General features: G+C 73.9%; 16 protein-coding genes. 9 read left to right on the top strand and 7 right to left on the bottom strand.

What is annotated here, in order from left to right:
• Nucleotides 1-157: 157 nt before the first annotated feature.
• Nucleotides 158-760, bottom strand: a complete 603-nt coding sequence (locus tag E9998_RS26815) for a TetR/AcrR family transcriptional regulator (protein ID WP_136531170.1) — start codon at nucleotides 758-760, stop codon at nucleotides 158-160.
• Nucleotides 761-849: 89 nt separating this feature from the next.
• On the opposite strand from E9998_RS26815, the gene E9998_RS18460 reads away from it, so the two are divergent.
• Entirely contained in the window at nucleotides 850-2,061 is a 1,212-nt protein-coding gene (locus E9998_RS18460) for an FAD-dependent oxidoreductase (protein WP_136531169.1), read from the top strand.
• On the opposite strand, the gene E9998_RS18455 is transcribed toward E9998_RS18460, so the two are convergent.
• The 3 genes from E9998_RS18455 to E9998_RS18445 all read right to left on the bottom strand — a co-directional run bounded on the left by E9998_RS18455 (nucleotide 2,021) and on the right by E9998_RS18445 (nucleotide 6,665).
• Nucleotides 2,021-2,821: a class I SAM-dependent methyltransferase gene (locus E9998_RS18455; protein WP_136531168.1), complete on the bottom strand. Its 801-nt coding sequence runs from the start codon at nucleotides 2,819-2,821 to the stop codon at nucleotides 2,021-2,023. The genes E9998_RS18460 and E9998_RS18455 overlap by 41 nt on opposite strands.
• A gap of 51 nt (nucleotides 2,822-2,872) precedes the next feature.
• Complete coding sequence (locus E9998_RS18450) at nucleotides 2,873-5,302, bottom strand: S8 family serine peptidase (RefSeq protein WP_136531167.1); 2,430 nt, start codon at nucleotides 5,300-5,302, stop codon at nucleotides 2,873-2,875.
• A gap of 160 nt (nucleotides 5,303-5,462) precedes the next feature.
• Complete coding sequence (locus tag E9998_RS18445) at nucleotides 5,463-6,665, bottom strand: MFS transporter (protein ID WP_136531166.1); 1,203 nt, start codon at nucleotides 6,663-6,665, stop codon at nucleotides 5,463-5,465.
• 149 nt (nucleotides 6,666-6,814) lie between these two features.
• Between E9998_RS18445 and E9998_RS18440 the strand changes: the two genes are divergently transcribed.
• Both E9998_RS18440 and E9998_RS18435 read left to right on the top strand, forming a co-directional pair.
• Complete coding sequence (locus E9998_RS18440; RefSeq protein ID WP_136531165.1) at nucleotides 6,815-7,309, top strand: MarR family winged helix-turn-helix transcriptional regulator; 495 nt, start codon at nucleotides 6,815-6,817, stop codon at nucleotides 7,307-7,309.
• 52 nt (nucleotides 7,310-7,361) lie between these two features.
• Nucleotides 7,362-7,946, top strand: a complete 585-nt coding sequence (locus tag E9998_RS18435; protein WP_136531164.1) for a preprotein translocase subunit SecD family protein — start codon at nucleotides 7,362-7,364, stop codon at nucleotides 7,944-7,946.
• 151 nt (nucleotides 7,947-8,097) lie between these two features.
• Here E9998_RS18435 and E9998_RS18430 read toward each other — a convergent pair whose 3' ends face one another.
• Entirely contained in the window at nucleotides 8,098-9,285 is a 1,188-nt protein-coding gene (locus tag E9998_RS18430) for an MFS transporter (protein WP_136531163.1), read from the bottom strand.
• Nucleotides 9,286-9,350: 65 nt separating this feature from the next.
• Here E9998_RS18430 and E9998_RS18425 point away from each other — a divergent pair, with 65 nt between their 5' ends.
• Nucleotides 9,351-9,728: a MerR family transcriptional regulator gene (locus E9998_RS18425; protein ID WP_136531162.1), complete on the top strand. Its 378-nt coding sequence runs from the start codon at nucleotides 9,351-9,353 to the stop codon at nucleotides 9,726-9,728.
• A 20-nt stretch (nucleotides 9,729-9,748) separates the two neighbouring features.
• Here E9998_RS18425 and E9998_RS18420 read toward each other — a convergent pair whose 3' ends face one another.
• The gene (locus E9998_RS18420) at nucleotides 9,749-10,594 is read right to left on the bottom strand and encodes an NAD(P)H-binding protein (RefSeq protein ID WP_136531161.1); all 846 of its coding nucleotides are present in this window, start codon (nucleotides 10,592-10,594) and stop codon (nucleotides 9,749-9,751) included.
• A 184-nt stretch (nucleotides 10,595-10,778) separates the two neighbouring features.
• Between E9998_RS18420 and E9998_RS18415 the strand changes: the two genes are divergently transcribed.
• Nucleotides 10,779-11,036 carry a hypothetical protein gene (locus tag E9998_RS18415; RefSeq protein ID WP_136531160.1) on the top strand — a complete coding sequence of 86 codons (258 nt, stop codon included), beginning with the start codon at nucleotides 10,779-10,781 and terminating at the stop codon, nucleotides 11,034-11,036.
• 145 nt (nucleotides 11,037-11,181) lie between these two features.
• On the opposite strand, the gene E9998_RS18410 is transcribed toward E9998_RS18415, so the two are convergent.
• On the bottom strand, nucleotides 11,182-12,144 hold the full coding sequence (locus E9998_RS18410) for a helix-turn-helix transcriptional regulator (protein ID WP_136531159.1): 963 nt from the start codon (nucleotides 12,142-12,144) through the stop codon (nucleotides 11,182-11,184).
• An 83-nt stretch (nucleotides 12,145-12,227) separates the two neighbouring features.
• On the opposite strand from E9998_RS18410, the gene E9998_RS18405 reads away from it, so the two are divergent.
• From E9998_RS18405 to E9998_RS18390, 4 genes are all read left to right on the top strand, one after another.
• Nucleotides 12,228-12,629 (top strand): VOC family protein, encoded by a 402-nt coding sequence (locus tag E9998_RS18405; protein ID WP_136531158.1) that lies wholly within the window; start codon nucleotides 12,228-12,230, stop codon nucleotides 12,627-12,629.
• Between the two features lie 2 nt (nucleotides 12,630-12,631).
• On the top strand, nucleotides 12,632-13,174 hold the full coding sequence (locus E9998_RS18400; protein WP_136531157.1) for a YdeI/OmpD-associated family protein: 543 nt from the start codon (nucleotides 12,632-12,634) through the stop codon (nucleotides 13,172-13,174).
• Nucleotides 13,175-13,235: 61 nt separating this feature from the next.
• Nucleotides 13,236-14,393 carry a pyridoxal phosphate-dependent aminotransferase gene (locus E9998_RS18395; RefSeq protein ID WP_136531156.1) on the top strand — a complete coding sequence of 386 codons (1,158 nt, stop codon included), beginning with the start codon at nucleotides 13,236-13,238 and terminating at the stop codon, nucleotides 14,391-14,393.
• A gap of 147 nt (nucleotides 14,394-14,540) precedes the next feature.
• The gene (locus tag E9998_RS18390) at nucleotides 14,541-15,485 is read left to right on the top strand and encodes a DMT family transporter (protein WP_136531155.1); all 945 of its coding nucleotides are present in this window, start codon (nucleotides 14,541-14,543) and stop codon (nucleotides 15,483-15,485) included.
• Nucleotides 15,486-15,598: the final 113 nt, after the last annotated feature.

Below are 15,598 nucleotides of genomic sequence, written 5' to 3'. Positions count from 1 at the left end.
CGCCTTCTTGCAAGACCCCGACACTCCCCGTCCCGCAGTGCTGCGAATCGCAGGGCACCGTCGGATGCGGCCATGAGCTTTCGGTTGCGGCCCTACGCATCCGACCAGGCGGCACGGCAGGATCGAGCCGGGCCCGGGGGCCTCGCGCCGGTAGTGGTCAGCCCGCGAGGAGGCGCCGGAGCGCTTCGAGTTGCGCCGTCGCGAGCGCTCGCTGTTCGTCCTCGCTCATGCTCTCCGCGTGGGCGATCGACCATTCGTCCATGGCCCACAGCACCGCCTTGAGCAGGTGGCGTTGGAGCGCCACCGGGAGGTCGTCGCCGACGGCTCCGGCCGCGCGGCCCGCCTTCAGGGCGCGGTAGATCCAGTCCTCGACCGCCGCTCTCGTGGCGGCCAGCGCGCCGCCGGTCGGAGCGTCGGGGAGGTAGAAGAGGCGGCCGAGCAGCCGGAGGTCCTCGTCGGCGGCGAGTCGGCCCGCGAGCGCGGCGAGACCGTCCCAGAAGCCTTCGTCGGCGAACGCCTCCGGGTCGGGCGTGCCGAGCGCCGCCGCCGCACCTGTGCCGAGGTCGGCCACGACCGCGTCGAACAGGGCCTCCTTGGAGTCGAAGTAGTGGTAGAAGGAGCTCTTGCTCATCCCCCGGGCCTTGATGACGCGGTTGAGGGAGGCGCGTTCGTACCCGGCGGCGGCGAACTCCTCGGCGGCGGTCGCCAGGAGGTCGCGACGCCGTTCGGGCGGCAGGGCTCCGGTTTCGCGGACGGTCATGGGCCCCAGCCTAGCAAGCGATTGGACCGGGTGGTCCACAACCGTGTTACGGTGGAGTGGACCAGGTGGTCCAAACGATCGGAGAGGCCATGCTCCAGCCAGTCCCCCTGCACGCCCAGATCGACGCGGCCGCACGCGACCGCCTCCGGGTCCTCGTCGTCGGCGCGGGCGCCGCCGGGCTCACCGCGGCCCAGGCGCTGCGAGCCCGCGGCCTCCACCCGGTCCTCGCCGAGAAGGGCGGGCCCGATGCGCCGTGCGGGTACATGCTCGCGCTCATGCCGCTGGTCGACCAGGTCTTCGCCGGGCTCGGCCTCACCGACGCCTACCGCGCGGCCAGCGTCCCCATGGACCGCTATCGCATCCGCGGGCGCCACGGCGCCGTCGTCCGCGAGTACTCGCTGGAGGCCCTCATGTCGGCCTACGGCGACTACCGCGGCATCGGCCGCGGCGAACTCCTCGCCGTCCTCGCCTCGCACGGCGGGCCGGTCGCGCACCGCACCACCGTCACCGCGATCGAGGAGGGCCCCGAGGCCGCCCGCGTGACGCTCGACGAGGACGGCACCGCCGTGACCGCCGAGTTCGACCTCGTCATAGCCGCCGACGGACTCCATTCCGCCACAAGGGCACTCGTGCTCCCGCCGGAGTCGGTGAGCGCCTATGACACCGGCTGGGGCGGCTGGGTGGTGTGGGCCGAGCCGGACGCGGACGCCGACCTCGGCGAGGAGCTGTGGGCCGCGGGCATGTTCGCCGGGACCTACCCGGTCAAGGGCCGCCTCGGCGTCATCCTCTGCGCCCCGCGCGGCGCCGACGAGGCCGCGGCGGGCCTCGGCGCGCTGGTCGAGCGGCTGCGCGAGGCGGCCCCCGATCCGGGCGGGCGCATCGCCCGCGTCCTCGCCGAGGCGGTGGACGGGCGCCGCTCCTACTACTGGAGCCTCACCGACCGCCGTTGCGCCGCATGGTCCTCGGGGCGCACGGTCCTCGTGGGCGACGCCGCGGCCGGGTTCCTGCCGACCGCCGGGATCGGCGCGGGCATGGCGATGGAGTCGGCGTGGGCGCTCGCGCAGGCGGTCGGCGACTGCGAGCCCGCGGGCGTGCGTGCGGCGCTGGAGGCGTTCGAACGGGCACAGCGCCCGCGGGTGGAGGCGGCGCAGGACAACTCGCGTCAGCTAGCGCCGCTCATGTTCAACACCGGTACGTTCGCCGCCGCGGTCCGGGACGCGGCGACCCGTCTCGTCCCGCTCCGGGTGGCGCTCGGGCCCATCAGGAAGCTGCTGAAGGACCGTCCTCTGTCGACGGTGTGAGCACCGCGAGGTACTCGTGGTGCCCGCTCAGGAGGGCGGCGTGTCCGCCGTGCTCGGCGTCGATGTCGATCGCCTCGTCCCCCGCGAGGATGCCGCCGAGGCGCAGGCCCGTGCCCTCCAGGAGCAGCCGCAGGTCGGCGGGGCTGTAGCAGCGGAGGCGCTGGGTGATCTTCCGGTCCGGATCGGCGGTGTCCCACCAGGTGTCGTGCGCGACGTTGGCGACCGGGTCGTACACGACGCGCTGGCGCAGCTCGTGCCGGTAGCCGTCCTCGGGACGGGCCTCCAGGTGGTCCAGGTCGCCGTTCCATCCGGCCCACACCAGCGGGTTGAACACGTCCACGAGGGCCGTGCCGCCCGGCGCGAGCCAATCGGCGACGCGGCGCAGCAGGCGCCGCTGGTCGGCGTCCGAGCCGATGCCGAAGCCGTTCCAGTACACGACCGCGTCGAAGCGGCCGTCCAGGTCGACCTCGTAGAAGTCGCCGCGCACGATCCGCAGCCGGTCGGGGCCGAGGCGCTCGGCGTGCTCGAAGGCCTGCTCGGCGCGGCCGGAGAGCTCGACGCCGACGACGCGGTGCCCGGCCTCGGCCAGCGCGGCGGCGGTGCCGCCGTAGCCGCACCCGAGTTCGAGGACGCGTCCGGGCGCGGCGCCGCGGAGGCGGTGCAGGCGTTCGACGCGGCCTCGGTCGCGTTCGCCCACACCGGATTCGGCCTCGGCCCACCAGGCGCCGGTGCGGGAGTAGAAGTCCTCGACCCAGTCCATGTGGCGAGCCTATGGACCGGGAGCGCTCGGGGCAATCGGTTATCGCGCCGGTCAGTTGGAGGGGCGCATGGAGGAGATCGGGACGTCGTCGACGCCTTCGGCCATCGCGTTCGCGACGGCGAGCGCGAAGTCCTGGCGCAGCCCGGGTGCGGCGCCGGGCGAGTGCTCGGTGACGGAGACGCCGCGGACGCGGACGGTGTAGACGCCGTCCTCGGGGGCGTCCACGGTGATCTGCTGGACGTTGTTGGTGACGCGGGTGGGCGGGTTGGCGTCCCAGTTGACGATCGCGCCCGAGGGGGTCTCGAGCTGGAGGTACAGCTCGTTGACGAGGCCGCCGAGTCCTTCGAGGGCGGGCGCGTCGGTCCAGGCGAGGGTGATCTTGAGCGGGAGCGCGTGGTCGGCGGCCTCGATGCGGTAGGTGCGGATCTCGCCGGTGGCGACGGCGTGTTCGGGGGCGTCGGCGAAGCGGGTGCGGCAGACGGGGGCGGCGCCGACGCTGCGGGCGACGTCGACGCGGCCGAAGCCGCTGACGGAGTTGGGGCCGGGCGGGATCTCGCCGGGGTACTGGCCGGGGATGGCGACGGCGCCGTTGACGAGGAGGGCTTTGAGGAGCGCGCCGGAGGGGCGGCGTCCGTCCTCCTTGTGGCCGTGGGCGACCAGGTGCTGGCGCACGAGTGCGGCGGCCCCGGCGACGAGCGGGGTGGCCATGCTCGTGCCGCCGCTCCAGCAGTAGCGGTCGCGGAGCGGGTGGCCTTCGGGGAGGCGGCCCCAGAGGGGTTCGCCGTCGCCGCCGTAGACCGAGGAGAGCATGGAGAGGACGTTGGTGCCTGGGGCGACGACGTCGGGTTTGATGCGGAGGTCGTCGGTGGGGCCGCGGGAGGAGAAGGCGGCCATGCCGTCGGGGTCGTCGGAGACGTGTCCGGCCTCGCCGAGTTTGGGGTAGGCGCTCCACTGGCTCCAGTCGCGGTCGAGTCCGGGGGCGGGGTCGGAGCCCGAGGGGCGGTCGTTCTCGGTGGCGCCCACGGTGAGGCAGTTCTTGGCGGTGCCGGGCGAGCCCATGGAGTCGGGGTCGATGAGGCCGTCGGCGTCGGCGTCCTCGCCGTCGTTGCCGGCGGCGAAGAGCACGAGCATGTCGGGGTGGTTCCAGGTGAAGGCGTCGACGGCGCGGGCGTTCTGGCCGTACTCGCCGGCGAGGGGGGCACCCCAGGAGTTGGTGTGGACGCGGGCGCCGGCGGCGTAGGCCTCGGCGAAGAGTTCGCCGATGTCGCCGGGGATGCCGTAGAGGCCGGATTCGGGCGGGGGCCAGGGGAAGGTGAAGGGCTGGAGGCCCGATGCGGCGAGTTCGGCGCGGGTGCGCCAGCGCACGCGCTGGTTGAGGGACTGGAAGAACACGCGGGCTTCGGGGGCGATGCCGGTGGGGGCGGGGGCGGCGCCCGCGTGGCGGGCGGCGGCGCCGGAGCCGAGGACGGACCCGGTGACGTGGGTGCCGTGGCCGGAGTCGACGTCGGCGGGGCCGTCGTCGTGTTCGGCGGGGTCGTTGGTGAAGGGGGCGAGGACGTCGCGGGTGGGCCAGGAGGTGAGTCCGGCGATGCGGCCGCGCACGTCGGGGTGGACGGTCTCGGGGTCGCCGTTGTCGAGGCCGGAGTCGGCGACGGCGACGATCTGGCCCGCGCCGGTGAGGGTGGTCCCGGCGAAGGCGTGGTCGGCCGGAACGCCCATGACGGCGGCGGCGCGGTCGTTGCTGGTGCGGGAGAAGGCGTAGGGCACGATCGACTGCACGCCTTGGAGGTCGGCGAGTTCGGCGATGAGGGTGCGGGGAACGCTGGCGACGATGGACTTGGGAAGGTTCGTCAGGACGGTGCCGCCGGAGTCGCGGACGAGGCGCGTGAGCGGGGCGGTGTCCTCGCCGGGGAAGACGGCGATCTCGACCATCTGGAGGCCGTCGGTGGCGAAGGCGTCGGGGTCGACGGCGGCGAGCGCGGCGGCGTCGAGGTCGCGGCGGCGGGCGGGCTGGAACTTCGGGGAGACCTTCATGGCGGGCCGGTAGGGGGTGACCTCTTCGACGCGCGGGAGGGCCTGGACGGCGGGGACGCGTTCGGGGAGGATGCCGGCGAGGAGGGTGAAGCCGGAGAGGCTGCCGTGGACGGCGGCTCCGGCCTCGTCGAGTTCGGCGAGCCAGTCCGCGGTGGGCGGTCCGACGAGTTTGACGAGGTAGTAGGCGGTGCGGCCGGGTTCGGGGGCGAGGGTGAGGGATTCTTGCGCGGAGACGGCGGCGGCGAAGGCGAAGGTGGCTCCGGCGGTCTGGACGGGCTGCTCGGGCAGGGGTGCGGTCTCGACGCCCTGTTCGGTGAGGGCGCGGGCCTGGCGGGCGGTGCCGGTGACCAGGAGGGTGTCGGGGTATTCGGCGAGGACTTCGACGCCGGAGTCGCGGACCGCGTCGCGGTCTTCGGAGCGGCGCAGCGTCACGAGGATCTTGGACATGGCGGCCTTCTTCCGGAGGGGGTGGCTGTCCTGTCAGGGCGGTGGTGTACGGCCCTGAGGTCAGGTTACGCCCGTTTCGCGCGCGCGTCGGTACACGGCGTCAGCGCTCGGCGACGCTGCGGTGCCCTGTGCCGCACCGGCATCACCGATGCCGGATCGTTCATACGGTCGCGGACGCGCGGCCGCCGACGACATGGGCAGGGAGGCGCGTCTCGACGCGGAGGAGGATCGCGCCGCCGGCGAGGACCACGGCCGCGAGGACCGCCCACAGCTGCCAGGTCCCGGCGTCGAGGAGGAGGCCGAGGGCCATCGGGGCGACGGTGCGGCACAGCGACCAGGAGAGCTGGTGGACGGCGAGGTAGCGGCCGCGCATGTGGTCCGGGGCGGCCTGGATCGAGAGGCGCTGGGCGGGCGCGGAGTGGATGAGCTCGCCCGCGGTGTAGACCGCGGCGACGGCCAGGACGGCCCACACGCCGCCGCCGACGGCGGGCAGGAACGCGAAGGCCGCGAAGGAGAGTGCGAAGACGCCGGTGCCGAGGGCGGCGCCGCGTCCGCGCCGGGCGCGGCTCATCAGGCGCGAGACCGGGACGCCGAGGGCGGCGACGAGCGCGGTGTTGACGGCGAAGACGACTCCGGCGAGGGCGCCGGGGAGGCCGACGTCGCGGGTGAGGTACACCGGCAGGGCGATGGCCTGGGTGACGTACCCGAAGCAGACGAGGAAGTTCGCGGCGGTGAGGTGCAGGTAGGGCCGGTCGGCGAGGACCTCGCGGTATCCGGTTGGACGGTGGGGCGCCGGGGCGCGACCGGGCTCGGGGACGAGCGCGACCAGGAGGGCGGCGAGTCCGAAGGCGGCGGCGAGCGCGAGCGCGGCGAGGAGGTATCCGGCGTCGCCGTCGAGGGCGAGCATCCCGGCGGCGGCGAGGGCGCCGAATCCCATGCCGCCGTTGCGGAGACTGCGGTCCCACGCCAGGAGCCGATCGCGTTCGTCGCCGTCGGCGAGGTCGCCGAGGAGGGCGTGGCGGCTGGGCGCGGAGGCCCACATGGCGACGGCGACGGTGAAGGCCACGGCGAGGAAGGCCGGGTAGCCGGTGGCGAGCGGGTACAGCGCGAAGCCCGTGGCGCGCAGGGTGAGCGCGCCGATGTAGACGCGCCGCCCGCCGTAGCGGTCGATGAGGGCGCCGACGGCGGGCATCGAGGCGAGCGCGCCGAGTCCGGCGAGGGTGAGGCCGGTGCCGATCGCGGTGAGGGAATGGCCGGTGAGGGCGTGGACGAAGAGCATCGTCAGGGGCACATAGATGCCGTCGCCGACGGCGTCGACGAGCCCGGCGGCGAAGAACCGGCGGGCGGAGGCGTTGCGGCGCATGTGGTTCCTCCGAGGAAGGGTCGAGCCTTTAAGAGGAGGTCGAGGGGGCGGCGGGGGCGCTTGAGGTCGGCGAAGGGCCCCGCGGCGTCGGCACCGAGATGTCTTCCATGGAAGACATATTACCTTCCGTGGAAGCTATAATGCAACCCATGACGACCGACGCCGTTGCCGCGATGACCGACCAGTGGAGGCGCGAGCGCCCCGACCTGGACCCCTCCCCGATGCTCGTGGTGGGCAGGATGTTCCGGCTCACCGATGCGTGGGACCGCGAACTGCGCGGACCGTTCGCCGAAGCGGGCCTCGGCAACGGCGACTTCGACGTCCTCGCGGCCCTGCGCCGCTCCGGCGGGCCCTGCGCGCTCTCGGCGGGCGAGCTGAGCCGCACCGTCCTCGTGACGACCGGGGCGATCACCAAGCGCGTCGACCGCCTCGAATCCGCGGGCCTGGTCACCAGGTCGGTCGCCGCGGACGACTCACGCGGCAGGCGGATCGCCTTGACCGCGAAGGGAAAACGACTCACCGATAGACTCATCGGCGTCCACCTGGCGAACCAGCGGCGCCTCCTCGGCGGCCTCGACGAGGGCGAGAGGGAGTCGCTGGCGGCGCTCCTCGCGAAACTCGCGGGCGCCGCCGAGGCACGCTGAGCGGCGGCCTATCGTGGTGGCCGCCCCTCCCCCACCACGAAAGGCGGCCCCGATGCGGCGACCCGCTGCGCTCCTGACGGCCCTGCTCGCCGCCGCGGCGCTCACCTCCTGCGCCGCCGAGGACGAGGGCGGCGCCGGCAGCGCCCCGCCCGACAGCACCACCGCCATGGACGTCGAGGAGGGCGCCCGCCTGGAGTTCCGGCTCGTCGAGAGCGCCGAAGGGGCCGAGGACACCGAGGGGTGCCTCGCGAAGCACCCGGAGACCGGCGGCACCGCCCCCGCCTCCGACGCGGGACCCGACGAGCCGGTGACCGCGTGCGCGAACTTCGACGGGGTGCTCTACGAGGCGACCTTCGCGCCGGCCTTCGTGACCGGCGATCAGGTGTCCTATGTCGACTTCGACTACGGGACGGCCGGCATCCCGACGGTCTACGTGGTGTTCGAGGACGAAGGCGTCGACGCATGGAAGGCGGCGACCGCCGACGGCTTCGGCACCGTGGCGATCATGGTCGGCGGAGCGCTGTACCGCACCACGGGTGTGCAGCTGAGCCCCAACGACATCCACCAGATCGAGGGGATCGGCACCATCGAGGAGGCCGAGGCGATCGCGACGGCCCTGGCGACCGGGGAGCCCTAGACGGCCCGCCGTGGTCGCCGACGCCTCCAGCCTGCGGTTCGGCCTGCTGGTCGTGCCGGTCGCCGGGGTGGTGGTCCTGGCGGCCGGGATGCTCCGGCCGCGGCGGCGCACGGTCCCGTGAACCGTGGTCGGGGAGGCCGCGAAGCCGTGTTCAGGCGGCGAAGCCGCGCCGGGCCGCGAGCACGACGGCCAGCACCGGGACGCCCAGGAGCGCGACGGTCCACGGCAGGGACAGCGGCCCCAGGTGCGCCAGGAGGACGCCGCCGACGGCGCCCCCTGCTGCGGTGGCCGCGTTCCACAGGGTCACCACCGCGGCCTGCACGGTGTCGGCGGCCTTGGCCCCGGCGAGACCGGCGGCGGTCTGGAGGAGGGTGGGCACGCCCCCGTGACCCAGGCCCCACAGCCCGACCGCGACGTAGACGAGCGCCGGGCTCTCGGCCCCGACCGCGAGGCCCGCGGCGGCGACCGCGACGAGTGCCGTGGCGCCGATCGTCAGCAGGCGCAGCCGCCGGTCGACGTGCGCGCCGACGACCCAGATCCCGACGATGGCGGCGAGGCCGAACACGAGCAGGACCGCGTCGACGTCGTCGCCCATGCCGAAGCGGTCGAGGTAGGTCGCGATGTAGGTGTACAGCGCGTTGTAGCCCACCACGTAGAGCGCGATGACCGCCAGCACCGCGGGCACGCCGGGCAGGGCGGCCGCGCGCAGGACCGGCAGCCGGTCCTCGGCGCGACGGCCGGGGAAGCCGGGCACGACCGCGGCGATCCAGGCGATGGCGGCGAGTGCGACGGCGGACATGAGGCCGAAGGCCTCCCGCCATCCGAGGGCGCCGCCGATGAAGGTCCCGGCGGGCACCCCGAGTGCCAGTGCGAGCGGGATGCCGGCCATGACTATGGCGATGGCCTTGCCCTGCATGGCGGGTGGGGCCATGCGGCGGGCGTAGCCGACCATGAGGGCCCAGGAGAGGCCGGCGGCCGCTCCGGCGACGAAGCGCGCGGCGAGGGTGAGCGTGTAGTCGGTGGAGAGGGCGGTGAGGGTGTTGGCGGCGACGAAGCCGCCGACGGCGAGCAGGAGCACGGGCTTGCGGCCCCATCCGGCGGTGAGGTGGGCGAGGGGGATGACGGTGAGGGCGGTGCCGACGGCGTAGACGGTGACGGCCTGGCCCATGGCGGGTTCGCCGACGCCGAGGTCGGCGCCCATCGCGGGGAGGACCCCGGCGGGCAGGGACTCGGTGATGACGGTGATGAACACCGCCGTGGCCAGGGCGAGGAGGCCCGAAAGGGGCAGGCGGCCCGGTCCGGCGGGGGCCTCGACGGCCCGCGTGCTGGTTGCGCTCATACGCGCTAGTGTCGAACCCTGACACTAATGTCAAGGTCCATGATTTTCGGGGTGAAGTGGGGCACATGAGGATCGGCGAGCTGGCGGAGCGCACCGGCTCATCGCCGCGGCTGCTTCGGTACTACGAGGGGCACGGGCTCATCGCGGCCGCGCGCTCGCCGAACGGGTACCGGGACTTCGGGGAGCACAACGTGCAGCGGGTGGGCCAGATCCGCGGCCTGCTGGACGCGGGCATCCCCGTGAAGATCATCAAGCGCATCCTGCCGTGCCTGGGCGGCCCGGCCGACATCTACTTCCCCGACCCGGAGCCGGAGATGCTCGCCGAGCTGGAGGAGCAGCGCGACCGCATGACCCGCAAGGCCGAGTGCGTGCTGCGCAACAGGGACGCGATCGCGGAATACCTCGACCGGGTCCGCGGGGAGTCCGGGCCGGCGCGCGGGTAGCGGCCGGCCCGGGGTTCGGGCTACTTCGACCAGGCGCCCTCGGCGGCGGCGCGGGCGGCCCAGTCGGCGAAGGCGACCGGTTCGCGCCCGAGGACGCGGGCGACGCCGTCGGCGGGGTCGGCGATGGCTCCTTCGCGCATGACGCGGAACATCAGGTCGAGGAAGAGGATCAGCGGCTCGGGCAGGCCTTCGGCGCGCATGGCGGCGGCGTACCCGTCGGGGTCGACGGCGTGGAAGGCGATGTCGGTCCCCGAGGCGGCGGCGATCGTCGCGACGGCCTCGTCGAAGGACACCGCGGCGGGGCCGCTGAGCTCGTAGACCTTGCCGTGGTGGCCGTCCTCGGTGAGGACGGCGGCGGCGACCGCGGCGATGTCCTCGACGTCGATGAAGGGCTCCACGATCCCCTCGGAGGGGAGCACGAGCTCGCCCGCGAGCAGGGAGCCGTGGTAGTCGCCTTCGCTGAAGTTCTGGTTGAAGTTGTTCGGCTGCAACACGGTCCATTCGAGGCCGGAGCCTTGGACGGCGACCTGGACCGCGTGCATCCCGATCGCGTCGTGGCTGAGGCCCGCGGCCTCGGTGACGACGTGGATGCGCCGCCCGGACTGGCCGACCAGGCGCCGCACGCCCGCCTTCGCCGCGGCGGCCGCGAACGCGTCGGCGGGGAACGGCTCGTCAGGGGCGATGAGATAGGCCGCACCGACGCCGTCGAGGGCGGGGCCCCAGGTGGCGTCGTCGTGCCAGTCGAAGGGGATCTCGGTGCTGCGCGAGACGGCGCGCACGTCGTGCCCGGCTTCGCGCAGGAGGGCGGTGAGGCGGCGGCCGACCTTGCCGGTGGCGCCGGTGACGAGGATGGTTTCGTTGCTCATGTGCACCAGTCAAGTCGATGTGGAGCCCGATGCCCATCGCCGTGACGCCACGATGGATGCGCGATCGTCTACGGCCGCCGGCGGGGCGCTCGGCGCCAGCGCCGCGCCAGCGGGACGCCAGCGCCCGGGAACATGCTGTGCCCGTCCGAAGACCGCCATCGAGAACACCCTAGGAGTGGCAACGATGAAGTCCCTCAACACCACGCTCAAGACAATGGTCGCCGCCGCCGCCGTCGCGGGCGCCGCCGCAGCCGTGCTGCTGACGGCGGCTCCCGCGCTGGCGAGCGACCGCGAGTACGGGATCGACCCGGGCGAAGTGGAGTACTTCGAGGTCGAGAACGCCGACGACCGCGAGTACTCGCTCGACCCGACCGGAGTCGAGAGCGGGGAGGTCGAGAACGCCGACACCCAGGGCACTCGCGTCACCGGGAACGACTGGTAACGCGGCGACGCCTCCGAGCAAGCACCACGGCGAGGGCCGGGCGGCACCACCGCCCGGCCCTCGCCTCACCTGCGTTTCAGGAGGGCGCGCATGGCCGCGTGCGGGAGCGCGAGGGCGTCGAGGATCAGGGTGCGGGTGGTGATCGTCATGCAGGGTCCTCAGAGGCGGCGGCGGTGAGGGTGGCGGCGAGGGCTCGGAGGGCTTGGCGGAGTTCGGGCGGGTCTTCGACGGTGAAGGGGAGGTCGAGGCGGGCGAGGTAGTGGGCGAGGTCGGTGTAGGAGTCGGTGCCGGTGTCGAGGGCGCAGGCCTCGGGTCCGAGGGACTCGATGAGGCCCGAGCCGGGCGGGAGGAGTTCGGCGAGGGTCTCGGCGGGGACGGGGAAGCGGATGCGGGCCGGGTGCTCCCAGGCGGTCCGGCCGAGGCCGCGCAGGACGTGGGCGGCGGCGGACTCGGGGGGTTCGCGCGGGGTGAAGCGGGGGCCGTTCGGGGTGCGCAGGCGCATCCGGTCGGTGCGGAAGGTGCGCCAGTCGGCGCGGTCGCCGTCCCAGGCGAGGAGGTACCAGCGCCGTCCGGTGTAGACGAGCCTGTGGGGGTCGGCGCGGCGGCGGGAGGAGGCGCCGGAGCGGTCGAGGTAGTCGAAGCGCAGGCCTTCGGCGCGGTAGACGGCGTCGGCGATCGCGGTCAGGGTGGCGGCGTCGACCGCCGGGCCCGAGGCGGCGGCCGAGACGGTGGCCGAGCGGAGCGCGTCGATGCGGCGGCGCAGGCGCGCGGGCATCGTCTGCTCCAGTTTCATCAAGGCGCGCAAGGAGGTCTCCTCGATGCCCGCGACGGAGCCGGAGGCGGCGGCGCGGAGGCCGAAGGCCACCGCCACGGCCTCCTCGTCGTCCAGGAGCAGCGGCGGCATCGCGTTCCCGGCCTCCAGGCGGTAGCCGCCGGCGCTGCCGGTGGTCGAGCGGACCCGGTAGTCGAGCCGGCGCAGCCGGTCGATGTCGCTGCGCACCGTGCGGGTAGTGACCCCGAGCCGCTCGGCCAGCGCCGCGCCCGTCCAGTCCCGCTGCGACTGGAGCAGGGCCAGGACGCGCAACAGCCGCACCGAAGTCTCCAACATTCTCCGATTCTCCCACACATTGCGGAAGCTTATCTTCCGCAACGGGCCCTACCTTGGTGTCAACGACGACGAAGGAGACACCGATGCTTCGGGGATTCACCACCATCACCTATTTCGCGCAGGACCTCGACGCGGCGAGCGCCTGGTACGCCGAGCTGCTGGGCGTCGAGCCGTACTTCACGGTGCCCGGCGGGTACGTCGAGTTCCGGGTGGGCGACTACCAGCACGAACTGGGGATCGCCAAGGGCGACTTCGCGCCCCACGACATGGACGCCGCGCCCGGCGGGGCGGTCATGAACTGGCACGTGGACGACCTCGACGCCGCGATCGAGCGGGTGACCGCGATGGGCGCGAAGGAGTACGAGCCGAAGACGGTGCGCGGCGAGGGCTTCGTGACCGCCTCGTTCGTGGACCCGTTCGGAAACGTCCTGGGCCTCATGTACAACCGGCACTACCTCGACGTGCTCGCCGCGAAGGAGGCCTGACCGTGGAGTTCATCGACCTCCCCGACGCCGAGGCCTGGGCGTCATGGCTCGAACGCGGCGAAGCGGCCGAGGCGTGGCTGCGCATCGGCAAGGCCCGCTCCCTCGCCGGGCGGCTGCGGATCGGACCGGCGCTGGAGACCGCGCTGTGCTTCGGCTGGATCGACGGGCAGCGCAAGGCGCTCGACGAGGACTCGTTCCTCCAGCGGTTCACGCCGCGCCGCAAGGGCAGCGCGTGGTCGCTGCGCAACCGAGAGACCGTGGAGCGGCTCGCGGCCGAGGGGCGGATGCGCCCGGCCGGGCTCGCCGAGGTCGAGGCCGCCCGCGCCGACGGCCGCTGGGACGCCGCCTACGCGGGGCAGCGCGACGCGGAGACGCCCGCGGAGCTCGCCGCCGCGCTCGCGGCGTACCCTGCCGCGGCGGCGGCGTTCGCGGCCCTGGGCAGGTCGGAGCGGTACACGCTGGCGCTCCCGGTCCTCAAGGCCCGCACCGCCGAAGCTCGGGAGCGGGCCGCGGCGCGGCTGGCCGGGAGGCTCGCGAAAGGCTGAGGCCGGGTGCGGCGCGGGCGCGGCGGGCGGCGATGATGGCCGGGTTCGCAGAGGAGGAACCATGAACGGACCCGGCCCGGCACGGCGGCCCCAGACGACGATCTTCACGCGCATGTCGGCGCTCGCGCAGCGCCACGGCGCGGTGAACCTCGGGCAGGGATTCCCCGACGAGTCCGGTCCCTCCCGTGTCATCGAGGCCGCCGCCGAGGCGATGCGCCAGGGCCACAACCAGTACCCGCCCCTCGCGGGCATTCCGCGGCTGCGCGAGGCGATCGCGGCGCACCAGCGGCACTGGTACGGCCTGGAACCGGACCCGGACGGCGGCGTCACCGTCACCGCCGGGGCCACCGAGGCGATCGCCGCCGCGATGCTCGCACTGGTCGAACCCGGCGACGAGGTCGTGGCGTTCGAGCCGTTCTACGACTCGTACAAGGCGTGCGTGGAGATGGCGGGCGGCGTGCTCGTGCCGGTGCGGCTGGAGGCTCCTAACTACCGACCCGACCTGGACCGGCTGCGCGCCGCCGTGACCGACCGGACCCGGCTCCTCCTGGTCAACACCCCGCACAACCCCACCGGCACGGTCCTGACCCGGGGCGAACTGGAGGCGGTGGCGGCGCTCGCGATCGAACGCGACCTCCTCGTGGTCACCGACGAGGTCTACGAGCACCTCGTCTTCGACGGCCACGAGCACCTGCCGCTCGCCGGGTTCGACGGCATGTGGGACCGCACGCTCACCATCGGCTCGGCCGGGAAGACGTTCTCGGTGACGGGCTGGAAGATCGGCTGGGCGAGCGGGCCCGCGGCCCTGGTCGAACGCGTGCAGGCCGTCAAGCAGTACCTGTCCTTCGCCTCCGGCACCCCGTTCCAGCACGGCGTCGTCGAAGCGCTGGCCTCAGACGACGCGTACTACCGCGAGTTCGCCGCGGACTACCGGCGCAGACGCGACCTCATGGTCGCGGGCCTCGCCGACATCGGCTTCACCGTCCGCGAACCCGAGGGCACCTACTTCGTGACCTGCGGCATCGAGCCGTTCGGCGCCGAAGACGGCCTCGAATTCTGCCTGGACCTGCCCGAACGCTGCGGCGTCGTCGCCATCCCGACGCAGGTGTTCTACGCCGACGGCGCCGTCGCCCGCCCCGAAGTGCGCTTCACGTTCTGCAAACCCGTGCCCGTGCTCGAAGAGGGGCTCGCGCGGCTCCGGGCCGGAATGCGCGGGTAGGGTGGCGCCCATGCGCTCCGGACTCCTCTCCCCGCCCGCCGCTTAGCGCGGGCACCCGACCACCGCGGCGCGCCGGACGAACCGGCGCGCCTCCCAGCCGTGCCCGCAGACGAGAGCAACCGATCGCGACTCTCCTCTGGAGCATGCATGTCCACCACCGTCCAATCAGCACCCGCGCGCGCCCAGGAACCGGGCCCCGCCCGCCGCGGGCTCGCCTACCTCGCCGTCACCGGCCTCGCCTGGGGCACCACCGGCGCCGCCGCCGAACTCGTCTACCGCGCCGGCGACCTCGGCCCCGCGGCCGTCTCGTTCTGGCGCAACCTCGGCGGCCTCGCACTGCTGCTGGCCTTCACCGCCTTCCGGCCCGTGCCCGCTCGCGCCCGGCGGCGCCTGCGCGACCGCGCGCCGCTCCTCGTCGGCGTCGGCCTCGCGATGGCGGTCTTCCAGACCGCCTACTTCGCGGCCGTCGACGCCACCGGCGTCGCCGTCGCGACCCTCCTGACGCTCGGCTCCGGACCGGTCCTCACCGCCCTCGGCGGCAGGCTCCTCCTCGGCGAACGGCTCGGACGCGGCGGCGCGCTCGCCGTCGCCGGAGCGCTCACCGGCCTCGGCGTCCTCGTCGTCGGCAACGGCACGGGCATCGTCGCCCCGGCGGGGGCGGCCCTGTCGCTGCTGTCGGCCGCCGGGTACGCGGCCGTCACCCTCCTCGGACGCTCGACCGGCCGCCGCGGCGACGGCGAGCACCCGGTCACGCTCACCATGTGGTCCTTCGGGATCGGTGCGGCGGCGCTTCTTGTCCCGGCGCTGTTGGAAGGGCCGCTGCCGGGGGCGGACGAGGCGCTGCCGGTGTTCGCGGTCCTCGCGTACCTGGCGGCCTTCACGACCGCGCTGGCGTACCCGCTCTACTTCGCGGGCGCCGCGCGGGTGCGCGCCACGACGGCGGCGGTGATGATGCTCCTGGAGCCGGTCACCGCAGCGCTCTTGGCGGTCGCGTTCCTCGGCGAACCGCTCACGGTCGCGACCGCGGCGGGCTCGCTGGTCCTCCTCGGCTCGATCGCGGCCCTCGCGGCGGCAGAGTCGCGAGCGACTTAGAGGCACAGGCGCGAGCGGCTTAGAGACGCAGGCGCGCGCGACTTGAAGGCACAGGCGCGAGCGGCTTGGAAACGCAGTCGCGCGCACTTCACGGCCAGCGTCGCGCCGGGCCC

Origin of the sequence: Glycomyces paridis, assembly GCF_004912155.1 — a bacterium.
In the GTDB taxonomy this organism is placed as follows: Bacteria; Actinomycetota; Actinomycetes; order Mycobacteriales; family Micromonosporaceae; genus Glycomyces; species Glycomyces paridis.
Note: the sequence above shows the minus strand (reverse complement) of the source record. Positions and strands in the feature narration are given on the sequence as shown.

Bases quoted from the DNA above. Each gene is read 5' to 3' on its own strand.
- E9998_RS26815 (WP_136531170.1), bottom strand. From the start codon at position 760: ATGACCGTCCGCGAAACCGGAGCCCTGCCGCCCGAACGGCGTCGCGAC.
- E9998_RS18460 (WP_136531169.1), top strand. From the start codon at position 850: ATGCTCCAGCCAGTCCCCCTGCACGCCCAGATCGACGCGGCCGCACGC.
- E9998_RS18455 (WP_136531168.1), bottom strand. From the start codon at position 2,821: ATGGACTGGGTCGAGGACTTCTACTCCCGCACCGGCGCCTGGTGGGCC.
- E9998_RS18450 (WP_136531167.1), bottom strand. From the start codon at position 5,302: ATGTCCAAGATCCTCGTGACGCTGCGCCGCTCCGAAGACCGCGACGCG.
- E9998_RS18445 (WP_136531166.1), bottom strand. From the start codon at position 6,665: ATGCGCCGCAACGCCTCCGCCCGCCGGTTCTTCGCCGCCGGGCTCGTC.
- E9998_RS18440 (WP_136531165.1), top strand. From the start codon at position 6,815: ATGACGACCGACGCCGTTGCCGCGATGACCGACCAGTGGAGGCGCGAG.
- E9998_RS18435 (WP_136531164.1), top strand. From the start codon at position 7,362: ATGCGGCGACCCGCTGCGCTCCTGACGGCCCTGCTCGCCGCCGCGGCG.
- E9998_RS18430 (WP_136531163.1), bottom strand. From the start codon at position 9,285: ATGAGCGCAACCAGCACGCGGGCCGTCGAGGCCCCCGCCGGACCGGGC.
- E9998_RS18425 (WP_136531162.1), top strand. From the start codon at position 9,351: ATGAGGATCGGCGAGCTGGCGGAGCGCACCGGCTCATCGCCGCGGCTG.
- E9998_RS18420 (WP_136531161.1), bottom strand. From the start codon at position 10,594: ATGAGCAACGAAACCATCCTCGTCACCGGCGCCACCGGCAAGGTCGGC.
- E9998_RS18415 (WP_136531160.1), top strand. From the start codon at position 10,779: ATGAAGTCCCTCAACACCACGCTCAAGACAATGGTCGCCGCCGCCGCC.
- E9998_RS18410 (WP_136531159.1), bottom strand. From the start codon at position 12,144: ATGTTGGAGACTTCGGTGCGGCTGTTGCGCGTCCTGGCCCTGCTCCAG.
- E9998_RS18405 (WP_136531158.1), top strand. From the start codon at position 12,228: ATGCTTCGGGGATTCACCACCATCACCTATTTCGCGCAGGACCTCGAC.
- E9998_RS18395 (WP_136531156.1), top strand. From the start codon at position 13,236: ATGAACGGACCCGGCCCGGCACGGCGGCCCCAGACGACGATCTTCACG.
- E9998_RS18390 (WP_136531155.1), top strand. From the start codon at position 14,541: ATGTCCACCACCGTCCAATCAGCACCCGCGCGCGCCCAGGAACCGGGC.